This window comes from Streptomyces sp. NPDC046712, from assembly GCF_040645695.1.
Taxonomy (GTDB): domain Bacteria; phylum Actinomycetota; class Actinomycetes; order Streptomycetales; family Streptomycetaceae; genus Streptomyces.
In genome coordinates, this window is the sequence record NZ_JBEYYW010000004.1 from 314218 (window position 1) to 329047 (window position 14830).

The following is a 14830-nucleotide window of genomic DNA, read 5'->3' on the forward strand; positions in this document are numbered from 1 at the left end:
ATCACCTCGGTTGATCGAGCGGCTGCATGAGCATGTCCGCGATGCGTTCCCGGGTCACCCGCTCGGTGCGCGGGGCGTGCTGGGTCAGATAGATCGCGTTCAGGAGCTGGTCGGTGGCGATGACCTCGCCGGGTTCGCGGTTCAGGAAGCGGCTGACCAGGCCCTCCTCGCCGGCCGCGGCATTCGGCCCGAGGTGCGCCTCGATCATCGCGCCGAGCTGCTCCTCGCCCGGCGGTTCCAGCTCCAGGCGGATGCAGCGGCGCAACAGGGCGGCGGGGAAGTCCCGTTCGCCGTTGGAGGTGAGCACGATGAACGGGAAGGTGGAGCAGCGGATCCGCCCGCCCTGCACGGGGACCTTGCGGCCGTCGTCCGTGAGCACCTCGACCACCGGCTCCCGGTCGGCCAGCCGCTCCAGCTCCGGGATGGCGAACTCGCCCTCCTCCAGGGCGTTCAGCAAGTCGTTCGGCAGGTCCAGGTCGCTTTTGTCGAGCTCGTCGATGAGCAGGACGCGGGGCTGGTCGGAGGGGAGCAGCGCGGTGCCGAGCGGTCCGAGCCGGATGTACGAGCCGATGCCCGCCGGGGTCGCGGCGGGCACCGTCGACCCGGCCTGGGCGCGCTCCAGCTGGACGTCCTGGAGCCGGCCGATGGCGTCGTAGCGGTAGAGCCCGTCCTGCAGCGTCGACCGGGAGACGATCGGCCAGCGCAGCACCCGGCCCAGGCCCAGTTCATGGGCGACGGCGTGGGCGAGGGTGGACTTTCCGGTACCGGGGTTGCCGGTGACCAGGAGCGGCCGGCGCAGATAGAGCGCCGCGTTGACGGCGTCGGTCTCGGCGGGCCGGGGGTGGTGGTTCTGGACCAGGCGGCGGCGCACGCCGAGGCGCCGGTCGGAGCCCGCCAGGGTGTCGTCCGCGCCGCCGGTCGAGAAGTCCCGCCAGGGCGGCGGGGCGGGCAACCGCCGTATCTCGTCGTGCGGGTGGCCGGCCCCACGGTAGATCCGCCAATCGTTCACGATGAACTCCTCCTGGCTGTGGTGGCGTGGCCCGGCCCGTCGAAAATACCGCCCGCCCGCAAGGGCTGCCGACAGGGAATCCGGTCGAATTGTCCGGGTGCCATCGGGGTCACCAGTCCTCCTCGCCGAGCATCGGCGGGCCCTGGAGTGGATCTTCGTGCGGCGGGCGGTCGGGGGGATCGAACAGGACGGCGAGATGCGCGGCCCAGGCGTGCTCGGAACGTGCGGCCGGACCGGCGTCTTCGCTCTCCGCTGCGGAGTACGGGACCGCGTCGGCGAGGGTGACCGCGTCGGTCTCGTCGTCGCTGTCGCCGTACGGGCTCAGGTCGGCCTCCGCGTCGGCGTACGGGTCCGGGTCCGCGCCCATGTTCCCGTCCGCGCCCATGTCCGGGTCCGCTTCCGCGTCGGCGGCGACGCGCTTGCGCAGCGAGATGACCGGTCCGTGCAGCCCGCCGGCCGTTCCGGCCTCCGCGAGCAGCCGGTCGGCGCGCTCGTGGAACTCGGCGCAGTCCGTGTGGTCGTGGGCACCGCTCCGCCACAGGGCGATGGGGTGTCCGGCGGCGAGCGCGGCGGCCATCGCCTTGAGTCCGTCACCGCTGCCGACGGGGCCGCAGTAGACGGGCACCGATCCGTCCGCGGCCTCGGAGAGACGTACCCACGCCTGCCGCGGGGACTCGCGGCGGATCCGTGCCGCGTGGACGTCCCGCGCCGGCCCGAGCGCCTCCGCGCGCAGCGGCACCGCCCTGAGCGGCCCCCGGCCGGCCGTCCGCCATCGCTTGTACCACTCGGGCGCGGGCGGCCGCGCGTGCCGGCCGGCGTCCCGTATGACGACGATCCGGCGCTGTCCGAGAGGCAGGGAGCGTTCGTCGAAGAGCTCGTCGTCGGGCGAGAGCCGCCAGGTGTCGAGCGGCTCGTCGAACAGCTCGCGCGGTAACAGCGCCTCGACGGCGGCCAGATGCTCGCCTCGGTCGCCCCGGGCCAGCGCGTCCGCGAGCGGCTCGCGCAGGGTGTCGCGGAGCCGTTCCCGCTCGACCCCCTCGTCGTCCCCGTGCAGCGGGCTGATCGTGCGCCCGTCGAAGAGCAGCTTCACCCGCCAGGGGAACCGCCGTCCGTAGCGCGGGGTGTCGATCTCGACCAGGACGTCGGCCCGTGATCCCGGTTCCCGGGCCGAGCGGGGGCGGGTGGGGCGGCCGGCCCTGAGGAGCCCGGCGATCGTCTGGCGGATGACGAGCGGGGTCTCCGCGGCGGCGTCGGTGACCCAGGCGGTCAGGCTCCGGATCGCCGCGCTGTCGCCGTGCCGCTCCCTGACGTGCCGGGCGACCGCCGCCGCGTACACGAAGACGGCGTTCAGACCGAGGTCGGAGGCGGTCTCCTGGTTCGGCTCATGGAGTTCCTGGAGCAGTCCGACGCCCTCGCGCCAGGTGTGCGGGTCGACTTCGAGGAGGGGGCGGACGTTCCTGCCCACCGTCAGCTCCCTGACCTCGTCGACGAGGTGCAGCACGTCGCCGGGCCCGGTGGGCGGGGGCAGTTCGGCCAGCCGCCCGTACAGATGGATGCGGCGCCCGGGGTCGAGTCCCTGGGTGGTGGGGGGCCGGTGCCGGAGCTGCGCCCTGGTCCAGTCGGGCTCGCCGGAGAGCGAGCGGAAGCGGGCGAGGTGGTGCCGGTCGTGCTCCCGGATGACCTCGGAGAGCAGCGAACCGCCCCGCGCCCGGTACAGCTGGCGCAGGGAGGTGATGGGGACGGCGGCGCCCTCCGTCGCGCCGCGTCCCTTGTTGAGTCCGATGACGGCCGCGCGGTTCAGGTCGACCACGGGTCCGCCGGAGAGTCCTTCCACGGGCTGTGTCCCGCGCAGCAGGAGGGCCTCGCCGTCGATGCCGTGGACCTCGCCGACGGCTTCGCGGATCCCGAGCCGGCCGGTCTCCCGGGACCAGCCGTGCAGACCGACCGGGATGGGCTCGGCGATGACGGGCGTGCGCTCGCTGAGCCGTACGCAGCTCACGTCGAGGGCGTCGGGGACATGGACGAGCGCGAGGTCCGGGAAGTCGTAGCGGTCCAGCTCCTGTTCGGGCACGGCCGGGCGCGGCTTGGCAAGGACGACCTCGCCGGTCGTCACGCCGCCGTCCCGGACGATGCCGACGGCTCGCTCGCCTCTCCACACCGCGCTTCCCCCCTTTGCCACGACGTGGGCGCAGGTCAGCACCCAGCCGGGGGCGATGAAGAAGCCGGTGCCCCAGTACCGGTCGCCGTGCGGGTCATACCCGTCCCCGGGAGCCGCGATGCGTACCAGTGCGGGGCGCACGAGGGATTCGAAGGCGCTCATACGGCGCCATCGGCCGCCGGCCGGTGGTGCGGACCGGTATCGGGAGCCGGCGCGGGCGCGGGCACGGGCGCCGTGACCGCGGTGTCCGGTTCGGGGGCGGGGGTCGGGCCGGGTTCGGTCCAGGTCAGGGAGACCGAGATCGATGCCGTGCCGCCGCCGTCCGCGAGGACGCCGATCACCTTGCCGGCCTGCGCGGACAGTTCGATGCCGAAGCTGACGGCGACCTCGACGGGTGCCTGCGGGTCGAGTCCGGCCCGCAGCGAGCCGACGACGCCGCGCACGACGTCGGTGAGTCCGCCGGCCATGGAGACGACCCGGTCGCCGATGCCGGTGTCCTGGAAGCCGCTGCCCCGGCCGAGTTCGGCCGGCTCGCTGATCCGGGCCCAGACCGGTGTCCCGTCGTCCAGTCGTATACGAGCGATCCCATGCGTCACAGCGGCCCCCCGCTCCCCGAAACGATGATGAAGAAGGCTAATCGCTGGCACCGACGAGCGACAGGGGCCGTCATGCCCCACGGCCTATCCTGATCGCATGTACTTCACTGACCGTGGCATCGAGGAACTGGAGAAGCGGCGCGGCGAGGAGGAGGTCTCCTTCGAGTGGCTCGCCGAGCAGCTGCGTACGTTCGTCGATCTCAACCCCGACTTCGAGGTGCCGGTCGAGCGCCTCGCGACCTGGCTGGCCCGTCTGGACGACGAGGACGACGAGGAGTAGGACCCGGGTGACGCCGTAGGGGCCTCGCTCGCGGCCCCCGATCTCGGCCCCCGCCTCGGGTCACAGACCGCGCAGGCGGTCGTACGCGAGTCCCAGGGCGCCGTGCGCGACGAGCAGTGCCCCGGCAGCCGTCCAGCCGCCACTGCGGCGGGCGATGCCCCAGGCGAGCAGCGGCACACCCGCCCCGAGCTGTACCGCGCCGAGCAGCCGGGCCCTGGGGCCGCGGAGATACGGGCCGAAGGGGCCGCCCTCCACCGCGTCGAGTTCGGCGCGTACGGCTTCGCGCCAGCCGGACCATTCGAGCTCTTCGGCGCCCTGGGCCAGGGCCACGGAGCGGAGCCGGTCGGCGCTCTCTCCGGGGGTGAGCCCGGTGGGCAGTCCGAGGCCGATGCGGGCCAGGACCGCGGTCAGGCCGATGAGCCGGGCGTGCGCGTCGGCGTCCTTGTCGGTCTTGGTGAGCGGCTCCAGGGCCTGGACGTCCAGGACGGGGTCGAGGGCGAGCCGGGCCGCGAAGGTCCGCATGGCCTCGTCCTCGCCGGCCGGGGTGCCGTCGGCGAGCCAGGTGTAGCCGACGGTGCGGCGGAAGCCGGCGGCGAGGATGAAGCCGGCCCGGTCCGCGTCCCACCAGAGCGCGAGGACGGGCCAGGTGGCGGCGGAGACGGCCAGCGCGGTGGCCCAGCCGGTGACGACGCGGTCGACGGGTTCACCGCCGTGGAGCCAGGGCTTTCCCTCCGGGACGATGACGCTCCATTCGGTTCCGGCCGGGGCGAGGAGCAGCTGTTCCCGCAGCAGCTGGGCCGGCGGGCGGACCGCCGCGGGCTCGGCACGGCAGAGCAGCAGCGCCCCGACGGGGCGCGGTCCGGATGTCGCGTTCATGGCCCATACGCTAGGTCAATTTGTCCAGCTATGAGGGTGAATGGTCCCGCGAGCCATCGAGGAACGGGGTTGACTTCCCACGACCGCGATATATCGTGTATGCGAAGAGACGCGATATGTTGCGTCGCCGATGCGGGAGGTCAGCACGATGACAGAGTGGTCCGTGGCCGAGCCGACGAAACTCACGCTGACCGACCCCGTGACGCGCCTCCAGGTGCGCGTCGTCAACGGCACGGTGAACGTGGTGGGCACCGACGAGCCGACCGCCCGGCTGGAGGTCTCCTCCATCGAGGGCCCGCCGCTGATCGTGACCCAGGAGGGCTCGACGCTGACGGTCACCTATGAGGACCTGCACTGGAAGGGCTTCCTCAAGTGGTTCGACCGCAAGGGGCAGCGTCGCCGGGCGACGGTCTCCGTGGCCGTCCCCGCCGGTACGGACGTCGAGGTCGGCGTGGTCGGCGCCGGCGCGGTGATCTCCGGCATCAAGGGACGTACGGACGTCCGGGGAGTCACGGGTGACACCACGCTGGTCGGCCTCTCCGGCCCGGTCCGCGCGGAGACCGTCTCCGGCTCCCTGGAGGCCCAGTCCGTCACCGGCGCGCTGCGCGTCAACTCCGTGACGGGCGACGTGACGGTCATCGAGGGGGCGGGCGCCTCCGTGAAGGCCGACACGATCAGCGGGGACATGGTGATCGATCTCGACGCCGCCGACCTCGACGGCCCGCCCGCCGACATCCGGCTCACCAGCGTCTCCGGAGAGGTCGCCATCCGGCTTCCGCACCCGGCGGACGCCCGGGTCGAGGCGAACACGACGAGCGGCTCCGTCTCCAACGCCTTCGACGACCTGCGGGTGGACGGACAGTGGGGCTCCAAGAGCATCACCGGCACGCTCGGGGCCGGCCGCGGCACGCTGAGGGCGACGACGGTCTCCGGCTCGATCGCCCTGCTCCGCCGCCCGGACCCGGCCGCGTCCGACGACTTCGAAGCCGCCTCCACCGGAAAGGTGCTGTGACATGCCGCCCGTCTTCGCCCACGGCCGCCTGCGCCTCTATCTGCTCAAGCTCCTCGACGAGGCGCCCCGCCACGGGTACGAGGTGATCCGGCTCCTGGAGGAGCGCTTCCAGGGCCTCTACGCCCCCTCGGCCGGCACGGTCTATCCGCGGCTGGCCAAGCTGGAGGCCGAGGGCCTGGTCACGCACGCCACCGAGGGCGGCCGCAAGGTGTACTCGATCACCGACGCGGGCCGGGCGGAGCTGGCCGGGCGCGGCGGTGAACTGGCCGACCTGGAGCTGGAGATCCGCGATTCGGTCTCCGAACTGGCCGCGGAGATCCGCGACGACGTGCGCGGGGCGGCGGGGAAGCTGCGCAGCGAGATGCGCGCGGCGGCGAGCGAGTCCCGCCACAAGGACTCCTCGTTCGCCGACGTCAAGGAGGAGCTGCGTCGCGCCAAGCAGGAGTGGCGGGAGCAGACCCGCCAGGCCCGCGCGGAGGCGCAGTCGGCACGCCGCCAGGCCAAGGAGTTCCAGCGGATCGCCAAGCAGGTCCAGGACGAGGTCCAGGACCGCTTCGCGCGCGGCGACTGGCCGTCGGGGGTCTGGGAGGGCATCTCGGACATCACGGCCCAGCTGGGTGGTCTGGTCACCGGCACGACGCACCCCAAGGCGTCCGCTCCCGACCCGACCGCGCCGGCGGCCTCCGACGAGGCCGGCTCGGAGTGGGGTGGCTCGGAGTGGGCCGCCTCGGAGGGCGCCGGCTCGGAGTGGGCCGGCTCCGAGTGGGCCGCCGACACCGAGTCGACCGGCGACCCCGCCCGTGATCTCGACCGTCTCCTGGACCGCTTCCGCGACGACATCCGCGACGCGGCCCGCGACCACGGGGTGACGGCCTCGCAGCTGGCGGAGACCCGCCGCCGGCTGTCCACGGCGGCGACACACATCACCGCGCTGCTGCAGCCCCAGAAGGGGAAGCAGGCCGGCTGATCCGGCCCGGGGGCCGGGCCATGACGGGCCGTCCGTGTCGGGGCTGCCACCCCGCCACGGACGGCTCCGTGCGTCGTCAGCGCCGGGTGACGGTGACCGTCACCCGGGCTCCCGGCGCGGCCACCACCCACGCACGGCCCGCGTCCTTGCGGAGCACGACCGCCTTCCCCCTGGCCGCCACCTGCCAGTTGCCCGGGGGAAGGGACAGCTCCGTCACCCGGGAGCCGCGCCGCCCGGAGTCGTACTCCAGGCGGTAGACCCCGCTCCCGGAGTCGTAGGCGGAGGAGCGGACCGCGCCCGCGACCGCCTCCGCGTACGGCTGGGCCGTCAGCTCCTTGTTCGTACGGAAGGTCCCGGCGCCGTCCACCGCGCAGTAGCCGCCGCCGTAGCACCACACATAGCCGGCCCACCCGCTGCCGTACCGGCCGAGGGAGGCCATCGCGTCCCGGTAGAAACGGTTCATGTTCGGCAGGGCGTTGTTGAGCGGCCCCCACTCCCCCACGACCACCGGGACCTTGTACTCCTTGGGGTACTGCGTCACGGCCTGCTCGTAGCTCTCGATCCAGCCGGCCGCCGGATCGTAGTCGGCGCCCGCCTCCATGGCGGTGTTGTAGAAGTGCGGGGCGTAGACGATCTTCGGGTCGTCGATCCTCCCGAGGCCCGTCGGCACGCCCTCGCCGACGATCGGCGTGGGTTCGACGAAGACCCAGGTGTCCCGGTCCACCGAGCGGACCGCGTCCGCGAGCCGGTTGTACATCGGGGTCAGCTGCTCGCGTTCGATCCGCCGGGCGGCCGTCGGCAGATCCTCGCCCTCGCCGAGCTCGCCCATCGGCTCGTTGATCAGGTCGTAGCCGAGGACGGCCGGGTGGTCCTCGAAGCGGTCGGCGAGTACGCGCCACATCCGGGCCTGGGCGCGTCGCAGGTCCTCGTCCTCGTAGAGATGGGTGAAGGCGCGCTGCACGGCCGGCTCGAAGTACTCGGCGAACCAGTCGTCGGGGTGCGGGGTGAAGGGCAACCCGTCCGTCCGGGTCGCCCACTCGGGCACGCCACGGTGGCCGAACGCCGGCCCGAAGACGTCCTGGTGGGCGTCGATGAGGACGTGGACGTCGTACTTCTCCGCCCAGTCCAGGACCCGCTCGATCCTCCGCAGATAGGTCTCGCTGTACCGGCCCCGCTGCGGCTCCAGGTCGTCCCAGAAGACGAGCAGCCGGGCGAAGTTGAAGCCCTTGGCGCGCATGTCGCGGAAGTGCCGTTCGGTGACGGCGTTCAGGGCCTGGTCGCCGCGGCCGGCCTTGTCCTCGACGTTCCAGCCGCGCAGGGTGAGAGCGCGGCCGTGTTCGTCGGTGAGGACCGGTATGTCTCCCGGGTCACCCGTGCTCTCGGCGTGGGCGGCGCCGGTCGGGGCGAGGAGCGCGGCGACAACGGCGCCCGCGGCAAGGGTCGTTCGCAACAAGGGAACCTCCGGCACGACGGTGTGATCGCAGTGCCGGAGATCCCATCAGCAGATCTGACGATCCATCAAGAGGTTGTCAGGACGATCTTCCCGAAGAGCTCGCCCGAGGCCATCTTCTCGAAGCCCTCGCGGGCCCGGTCCAGCGGAAGCACCTCGTCGATCACCGGCCGTACGCCCGTGGCCGCGCAGAACGAGAGCAGGTCCTCCAGCTCGTCCTTCGAGCCCATGGTCGAGCCGACGACCTTGAGCTCCAGGAAGAAGATCCGGGTCAGCTCGGCGTGCGAGGGGCGGTCGCCGCTGGTCGCGCCCGAGATGACCAGGGTGCCGCCCGGCCGCAGCGACTTGACCGAGTGCGACCAGGTGGCGGCGCCGACGGTCTCGATGACCGCGTCCACGCGCTTCGGGAGCCGTGCGCCCGGCTCGTACGCCTCCAGGGCACCGAGCTCAACGGCGCGCTTGCGCTTGGCCTCGTCCCGGCTGGTGGCGAAGACGCGCAGGCCGGCCGCCTTGCCGAGCACGATCGCGGCGGTGGCGACACCGCCGCCCGCGCCCTGCACGAGGACGGAGTCACCGGGGCGCACCCCGGCGTTGGTGAAGAGCATGCGGTACGCGGTGAGCCAGGCGGTCGGGAGGCATGCGGCCTCCTCGAAGGAGAGCTCCTTGGGCTTGGGGAGCACGTTCCAGGTGGGCACGGTGACGCGCTCGGCGAAGGTGCCCTGGTAGCGCTCGGTCAGGATGGAGCGCGGCTCGTCGGGCCCCACGCCGTGGCCGGTCTGGCCGATGACGGAGTGCAGGACGACCTCGTTGCCGTGCTCGTCGATGCCGGCGGCGTCGCAGCCGAGGATCATCGGGAGCTTCTCCTCGGGCAGCCCGACCCCGCGCAGCGACCACAGGTCGTGGTGGTTGAGGGAGGCGGCCTTCACGGTGACGGTGGTCCATCCGTCCCGTACCTCGGGCTCGGGCCGTTCCCCCAGCTCAAGGCCGTTCAGCGGCTGGTCGCGGTCGATTCGGGCGGCATAGGCAGCGAACATGACCACGAGCGTAGGGTCACCCACGCGGATGGCGGAACCACACACGGATGTGACACACGTCCTCTGGCGCGACAGCGCGAAAAGGGCCCCGCTCCTCGTGGAGCGGGGCCCTTCACCGGTACGGACCGCGTCAGCGGCGCGCCACGCCCTCGGCGCGGGCCGCGGCGGCCACGGCGGCCGCGACGGCCGGGGCGACACGCTCGTCGAACGGCGACGGGATCACGCAGTCGGCGGCGAGCTGGTCGCCGACCACGTCCGCGATCGCGTTGGCCGCGGCGATCTTCATGCCCTCGGTGATCCGGGAGGCCCGGACCTGGAGCGCACCGGCGAAGATGCCGGGGAAGGCGAGGACGTTGTTGATCTGGTTCGGGTAGTCCGAACGGCCGGTCGCCACGACGGCCGCGTACTTGTGCGCGACGTCGGGGTGGACCTCCGGGTTCGGGTTGGCCATGGCGAACACGAACGCGTTCGGCGCCATGGACGCGACCGCGGCCTCCGGGACCGTACCGCCGGAGACGCCGATGAAGACGTCGGCGCCGACCAGGGCGGTCTCCAGGGAGCCGGTGAGGCCCGCCTTGTTGGTGAGCTCGGCGATCTCGCGCTTGACGTCCGTGAGGTCGTCGCGGTCACGGCTGACGATGCCCTTGCGGTCGGCCACGGCGACGTCGCCGAGCCCGGCCTCGAGGAGGAACTTCGCGATGGCCACACCGGCCGCACCGGCGCCGGAGATGACTCCGCGCAGCTCGCCCAGGGTCCGGCCGGTCAGCTTCGCCGCGTTGCGGAGCGCGGCGAGGGTGACGATCGCGGTGCCGTGCTGGTCGTCGTGGAAGACGGGGATGTCGAGCCGCTCCTGAAGCTTGCGCTCGATCTCGAAGCACCGCGGCGCCGAGATGTCCTCCAGGTTCACTCCACCGAAGGAGGGAGCGAGCCGGACGACGGTCTCCACGATCTCGTCGGTGTCGGTGGTGGCGAGCGCGATCGGCACCGCGTCCACGCCGCCGAACTGCTTGAAGAGGATGGCCTTCCCCTCCATGACCGGAAGCGAGGCCTCCGGGCCGATGTCGCCGAGTCCGAGCACCGCCGTACCGTCGGTCACGACCGCGACGACCTGGGACTTCCAGGTGTAGTCGTGGACCAGTTCCGGCTGCTCGGCAATCGCGGTGCACACCTTGGCGACGCCGGGCGTGTACGCGAGGGACAGGTCGTCCTTGTCGCGCAGCGGCACCGTGGCCGAAATGGCCATCTTGCCGCCGCGGTGCAGCGCGAAGGCCGGATCGAAGGGCTCCTGAGCCCCTTCCGTGCCGCTGTCGCTGCGAGGATTGACGATCTCCGCTGCCATTGGGTTGACCCCTTAAGTCTTCTTCATTTGAGGGTGGCCGCTCCTGGTTGAGGAGGGGTGGGCGGGTCCCGCGGTCGCCTTGTCTGGCAACCGCGCGGGCGCGCCGCACAACGCGCCCTGAGCCCCGGATGAGGGGTGTAAGGATCCTTCTTACCGGACGTACGTCACCGTAGACGAGTCCAATACGGAGCGGTGATGCGACTCATACGGCCGCAATGGCACCTTGCGCAGAGCGGGCGCATCATCGAATGTCCGGACAGTCTCTCTCGTACACCGGATCGTGGCCTTCGTGCCGTCCGAATGGCGAGATCAACCGGAGATTTTCCGGTGGAGAGGAGGTATCTCGGGAGAAGGTCCGGCCCTGATGTACCGGCCTGTCGCGATTCGGGGGTCACCCGTTACCCGATTTTGACATGCGGGGCTGCCCGATTCGGGTAGTCCGAATGGCAAGATGCCGTAATCACACGAGGTCGCGACACCCGAAGGTGCGTGCGCGGCCTATGGCAACTCCCTCATACGCCGGAGGAACCCGACCATGACCGCACGCTCCACGCGCTGTACGACCGCTGCCAAGACCCGCACCTCCCGTCTTGCCGCGGTCGCCGCCATCGCGGTCGCCGGCTCCATGCTGCTGACCGCCTGCGGCGACCAGACCGAGGGCGGCTCCGCCGAGGGCACCAAGACCGGCGCTGCCTCCAACGCCCCGCTCTTCTCCAAGCTGCCCGCCGACGTCCAGAAGGCCGGCGTCATCAAGGTCGGCACGGACGCCACGTACGCGCCGATGGAGTTCAAGGAGGGCGAGAAGATCGTCGGTGTCGACCCGGACATCGCCGCGGCCCTCTCCAAGCAGCTCGGTGTGAAGTTCGAGTTCACCAGCGGAACCTTCGACACCCTGCTCACCGCCCTTCCGACGGGTCGCACGGACATCGTGATGTCCTCGATGACCGACACCAAGGCCCGCCAGGAGGGTCTGGACGACAAGGGCCAGAAGACCGGTACCGGTGTCGACTTCGTCGACTACTTCACCGCCTCCACCGGCATCCTGGTGAAGAAGGGCAACCCGGAGAACATCCGGTCCCTCGACGACCTGTGCGGCAAGAAGCTCGCCGTCCAGCGAGGCACGACGTACGAGCAGGCCGCCAAGGACCAGGCCGAGAAGTGCAAGAAGGACGGCAAGCCCGCCCTCACCTTCGAGTCCTTCCCGACCGACGCCGAGGCCCAGACCCGCGTCAAGGCGGGCGGCGCCGTCGCCGACCTGAACGACTCGCCGGTCGCCGCGTACATCGCGAAGACCGCGGGTGGCGGCAACGACTTCGAGGCCATCGCCAACAAGACGGACGCCGGCCTCTTCGGCATCGCCGTCGACAAGAAGAACACCCAGCTGCGTGACGCGCTCAAGGAAGCGCTGGACGCGATCATCAAGGACGGCACCTACAAGGCCGCCCTGGACAAGTGGGGGGCCGCCGACGGCGCCATCCCCGCGGCCAAGATCAACGGCGGCTCCTGACCCCTACGCACCACTGAAGGGCAGTCGTTGTGACTGACAAGTTCGACAAGGTTCCCGCCGGGGCGTCGCCCGCCCCGGCCGGGGTGCCGCCGGAGGCCATCAAGGCCATTCCGGTCCGCCACTACGGGCGCTGGGTCGCCGGTGTCGTGGTGGTGGCCCTGCTGGCGCTCGTCGTGTACGCCTTCTCCCAAGGCAACGTGCGCTGGGCGACGGTGCCGGAGAAGCTGTTCGACCCCAGCATCCTGTCCGGTCTGGGCAACACGATCCTGATCAGCGTCGCCTCGATGGCGCTGGGCCTGGTGCTGGGCGTGCTGTTCGCCGTGATGCGCCTGTCGAAGAACCCGGTGACCAGCTCGGTCGCCTGGCTCTACATCTGGATCTTCCGCGGCACCCCGGTCTATGTGCAGCTGCTGATCTGGTTCAACCTCGCCCTGATCTTCCCGGTGTTCAACATCGGGTTCTACAAGGACGAGATGACCGACGTCATGACGCCGTTCCTGGCCGCCCTGCTGGGTCTGGGCCTGAACGAGGGCGCGTACATGGCGGAGATCGTCCGGGCCGGCATCCAGTCGGTCGACGAGGGCCAGACGGAGGCCTCGCACGCGCTCGGCATGAGCCAGGCCAAGACGATGCGGCGCGTGGTGCTCCCCCAGTCGATGCGGGTGATCATCCCGCCGACCGGGAACGAGTTCATCAACATGCTCAAGACCTCGTCCCTGGTCGTGGCCGTGCAGTACCCGGATCTGCTCCGCGCGGCGCAGGACATCGCCTCGGTCTCGTTCGCGGTGATGGAGATGTTCTTCCTCGCCTCGATCTGGTACCTGATCCTGACCTCGGTGTTCAGCGTCGGCCAGTTCTACCTGGAGCGGCACTACGCCCGCGGCTCGCTGCGCGCGCTGCCGCCCACGCCGTGGCAGAAGGTCAAGGCGAACCTCGCCCGATTCTCCAACCGTGAGGCGGTGGCCAAGTGACTCTCATGGTGAAGGCCGAGGGCGTCCACAAGTCCTACGGCCCCGCGCACATCCTCAAGGGCATCGACCTCGAGGTGAACAACGGCGAGGTGTTCTGCCTGATCGGCCCGTCCGGTTCCGGCAAGTCCACCTTCCTGCGGTGCATCAACCACCTGGAGAAGATCAACTCCGGTCGGCTCTACGTCGACGGCGAGCTGGTCGGCTACCGCCAGAAGGGCGACAAGCTCTACGAGCTGAAGGACAGCGAGGTCGCGGCCCAGCGCCGGGACATCGGCATGGTCTTCCAGCGCTTCAACCTGTTCCCGCACATGACGGCCCTGGCCAATGTCATGGAGGCGCCGATCCAGGTGAAGGGCGAGTCCAAGGCCGTCGCCCGCGAGCGCGCCGAGCGGCTCCTGGACCGGGTCGGCCTGGCCGACAAGGCCGGGAACTACCCCACGCAGCTCTCCGGCGGCCAGCAGCAGCGCGTGGCCATCGCCCGCGCGCTGGCCATGGAGCCGAAGCTGATGCTCTTCGACGAGCCGACCTCGGCCCTCGACCCGGAGCTGGTCGGCGACGTCCTGGACGTCATGCGCGACCTCGCCGAGTCGGGCATGACGATGGTCGTCGTCACCCACGAGATGGGCTTCGCCCGCGAGGTGGGCGACAACCTCGTCTTCATGGACGGCGGTGTCGTGGTCGAGTCCGGCCACCCGCGTGACGTCCTGGGCAACCCGCAGCACGACCGGACGAAGGCGTTCCTGTCCAAGGTGCTGTAGCAGGCGGTACGACGCGAAGGGGCGGTACGGGAATCCCGTACCGCCCCTTCCCGCATGTTCGCGGCGGCCTACTTCACCGCGAGCACCAGCGTGTCCGACGGCGAGGCCCAGACCGGCCGGGCCTCCGCGAAGCCTGCCGCGCGGAGGATCTCGGCGTGGCGGCGGGAGGACGGCGCGTCGCCGTCGGCGTGCTCGCCGTAGATCTCGAAGCGGCGGGCGGTGGGTTCGGCGAGGACGGGGTCCTTGGCGGCCACCGCCCACCACTCGGCCCAGTCGAGGGCGCCGCCGGCCTTCGCCCGGTCCATGGCGGCGTGCCGGTGGGCCCGCTCGGCGGCGTTGATCCGCGGAGTGGTCTCGTCGATCATGTGGTCGGCGTTCATGAAGACGCCGCCGTCGCGGACGAGGCCGGCCAGCTGCCCGTACAGCGCGGTGAGGGGCTCGGTGTGGAGCCAGTGCAGCGCGGTGGCCGTGAGCACGGCGTCGTACGAGTCGTACGGAAGCCGGCCGACCCACGACGGGTCCTTGAGGTCGGCGGTCACGAAGGTGGCGCGCTCCTCGCCGGCGAAGTACCCCTCGGCGATGGCCAGCAGGGCCGGGTCGAGGTCGACCCCGACGCTGGTCGCCCCCGGGAACCGCTTGAGCAGTCGATCCGTAATACTCCCTGTACCGCACGCCAGGTCCAGGACGCGGGGCTCCGGCCCCACCACGGCCTCGACCATGTCGAGCATCACGCGGAACCGCTCCTCGCGGTCCGGCATGTACCACTCCTGCTGACGGTCCCAGCTCTCCTGCCAGGCCGCCCAGTCGGTTCCGGTCGTCGCCGCGTCCGTCATCTCCGCTCCTCACCTCTTCGTAATACCCTCGAAGGGGAAA

The 14830-nt window shown here is 71.3% G+C and carries 14 protein-coding genes; 6 read left to right on the forward strand and 8 right to left on the reverse strand.

Annotated elements, in window-relative coordinates:
* Window position 1: 1 nt before the first annotated feature.
* From ABZ939_RS07965 to ABZ939_RS07975, 3 genes are all read right to left on the reverse strand, one after another.
* Window positions 2-1009: a MoxR family ATPase gene (locus tag ABZ939_RS07965; protein ID WP_361850508.1), complete on the reverse strand. Its 1008-nt coding sequence runs from the start codon at window positions 1007-1009 to the stop codon at window positions 2-4.
* Window positions 1010-1118: 109 nt separating this feature from the next.
* Complete coding sequence (locus tag ABZ939_RS07970; protein ID WP_361850510.1) at window positions 1119-3329, reverse strand: trypsin-like peptidase domain-containing protein; 2211 nt, start codon at window positions 3327-3329, stop codon at window positions 1119-1121.
* Window positions 3326-3763 carry a CU044_2847 family protein gene (locus ABZ939_RS07975; protein ID WP_361850512.1) on the reverse strand — a complete coding sequence of 146 codons (438 nt, stop codon included), beginning with the start codon at window positions 3761-3763 and terminating at the stop codon, window positions 3326-3328. Before ABZ939_RS07975 ends, ABZ939_RS07970 begins: the two co-directional genes overlap by 4 nt.
* Before the next feature lie 97 nt (window positions 3764-3860).
* Between ABZ939_RS07975 and ABZ939_RS07980 the strand changes: the two genes are divergently transcribed.
* Window positions 3861-4043, forward strand: a complete 183-nt coding sequence (locus ABZ939_RS07980) for a DUF6104 family protein (protein WP_361850514.1) — start codon at window positions 3861-3863, stop codon at window positions 4041-4043.
* A 60-nt stretch (window positions 4044-4103) separates the two neighbouring features.
* Here the strand turns inward: ABZ939_RS07980 and ABZ939_RS07985 are convergent, their stop codons facing one another.
* The gene (locus ABZ939_RS07985) at window positions 4104-4919 is read right to left on the reverse strand and encodes a hypothetical protein (protein WP_361850516.1); all 816 of its coding nucleotides are present in this window, start codon (window positions 4917-4919) and stop codon (window positions 4104-4106) included.
* Between the two features lie 148 nt (window positions 4920-5067).
* Between ABZ939_RS07985 and ABZ939_RS07990 the strand changes: the two genes are divergently transcribed.
* A complete protein-coding gene (locus ABZ939_RS07990; protein ID WP_361850518.1) occupies window positions 5068-5931 on the forward strand; it encodes a DUF4097 family beta strand repeat-containing protein in 864 nt (287 codons plus the stop codon).
* Between the two features lies 1 nt (window position 5932).
* Window positions 5933-6898 (forward strand): helix-turn-helix transcriptional regulator, encoded by a 966-nt coding sequence (locus tag ABZ939_RS07995; RefSeq protein WP_361850520.1) that lies wholly within the window; start codon window positions 5933-5935, stop codon window positions 6896-6898.
* 76 nt (window positions 6899-6974) lie between these two features.
* Here the strand turns inward: ABZ939_RS07995 and ABZ939_RS08000 are convergent, their stop codons facing one another.
* The 3 genes from ABZ939_RS08000 to ABZ939_RS08010 form a co-directional block, all read right to left on the reverse strand.
* The gene (locus ABZ939_RS08000) at window positions 6975-8351 is read right to left on the reverse strand and encodes a cellulase family glycosylhydrolase (RefSeq protein WP_361850522.1); all 1377 of its coding nucleotides are present in this window, start codon (window positions 8349-8351) and stop codon (window positions 6975-6977) included.
* A 65-nt stretch (window positions 8352-8416) separates the two neighbouring features.
* Entirely contained in the window at window positions 8417-9382 is a 966-nt protein-coding gene (locus tag ABZ939_RS08005; protein WP_361850524.1) for a zinc-binding dehydrogenase, read from the reverse strand.
* A gap of 130 nt (window positions 9383-9512) precedes the next feature.
* Window positions 9513-10721: an NADP-dependent malic enzyme gene (locus ABZ939_RS08010; protein WP_361850526.1), complete on the reverse strand. Its 1209-nt coding sequence runs from the start codon at window positions 10719-10721 to the stop codon at window positions 9513-9515.
* 535 nt (window positions 10722-11256) lie between these two features.
* Here ABZ939_RS08010 and ABZ939_RS08015 point away from each other — a divergent pair.
* The 3 genes from ABZ939_RS08015 to ABZ939_RS08025 are packed head-to-tail and all read left to right on the forward strand — an operon-like array spanning window position 11257 to window position 13957.
* Entirely contained in the window at window positions 11257-12228 is a 972-nt protein-coding gene (locus tag ABZ939_RS08015; protein WP_361850528.1) for an ABC transporter substrate-binding protein, read from the forward strand.
* A gap of 29 nt (window positions 12229-12257) precedes the next feature.
* Window positions 12258-13199 carry an amino acid ABC transporter permease gene (locus ABZ939_RS08020; protein ID WP_361850530.1) on the forward strand — a complete coding sequence of 314 codons (942 nt, stop codon included), beginning with the start codon at window positions 12258-12260 and terminating at the stop codon, window positions 13197-13199.
* On the forward strand, window positions 13196-13957 hold the full coding sequence (locus tag ABZ939_RS08025; RefSeq protein WP_361850532.1) for an amino acid ABC transporter ATP-binding protein: 762 nt from the start codon (window positions 13196-13198) through the stop codon (window positions 13955-13957). The genes ABZ939_RS08020 and ABZ939_RS08025 overlap by 4 nt, the downstream gene beginning before the upstream one ends.
* Before the next feature lie 68 nt (window positions 13958-14025).
* Here ABZ939_RS08025 and ABZ939_RS08030 read toward each other — a convergent pair whose 3' ends face one another.
* Window positions 14026-14790 (reverse strand): class I SAM-dependent methyltransferase, encoded by a 765-nt coding sequence (locus ABZ939_RS08030; protein WP_361850534.1) that lies wholly within the window; start codon window positions 14788-14790, stop codon window positions 14026-14028.
* Window positions 14791-14830: the final 40 nt, after the last annotated feature.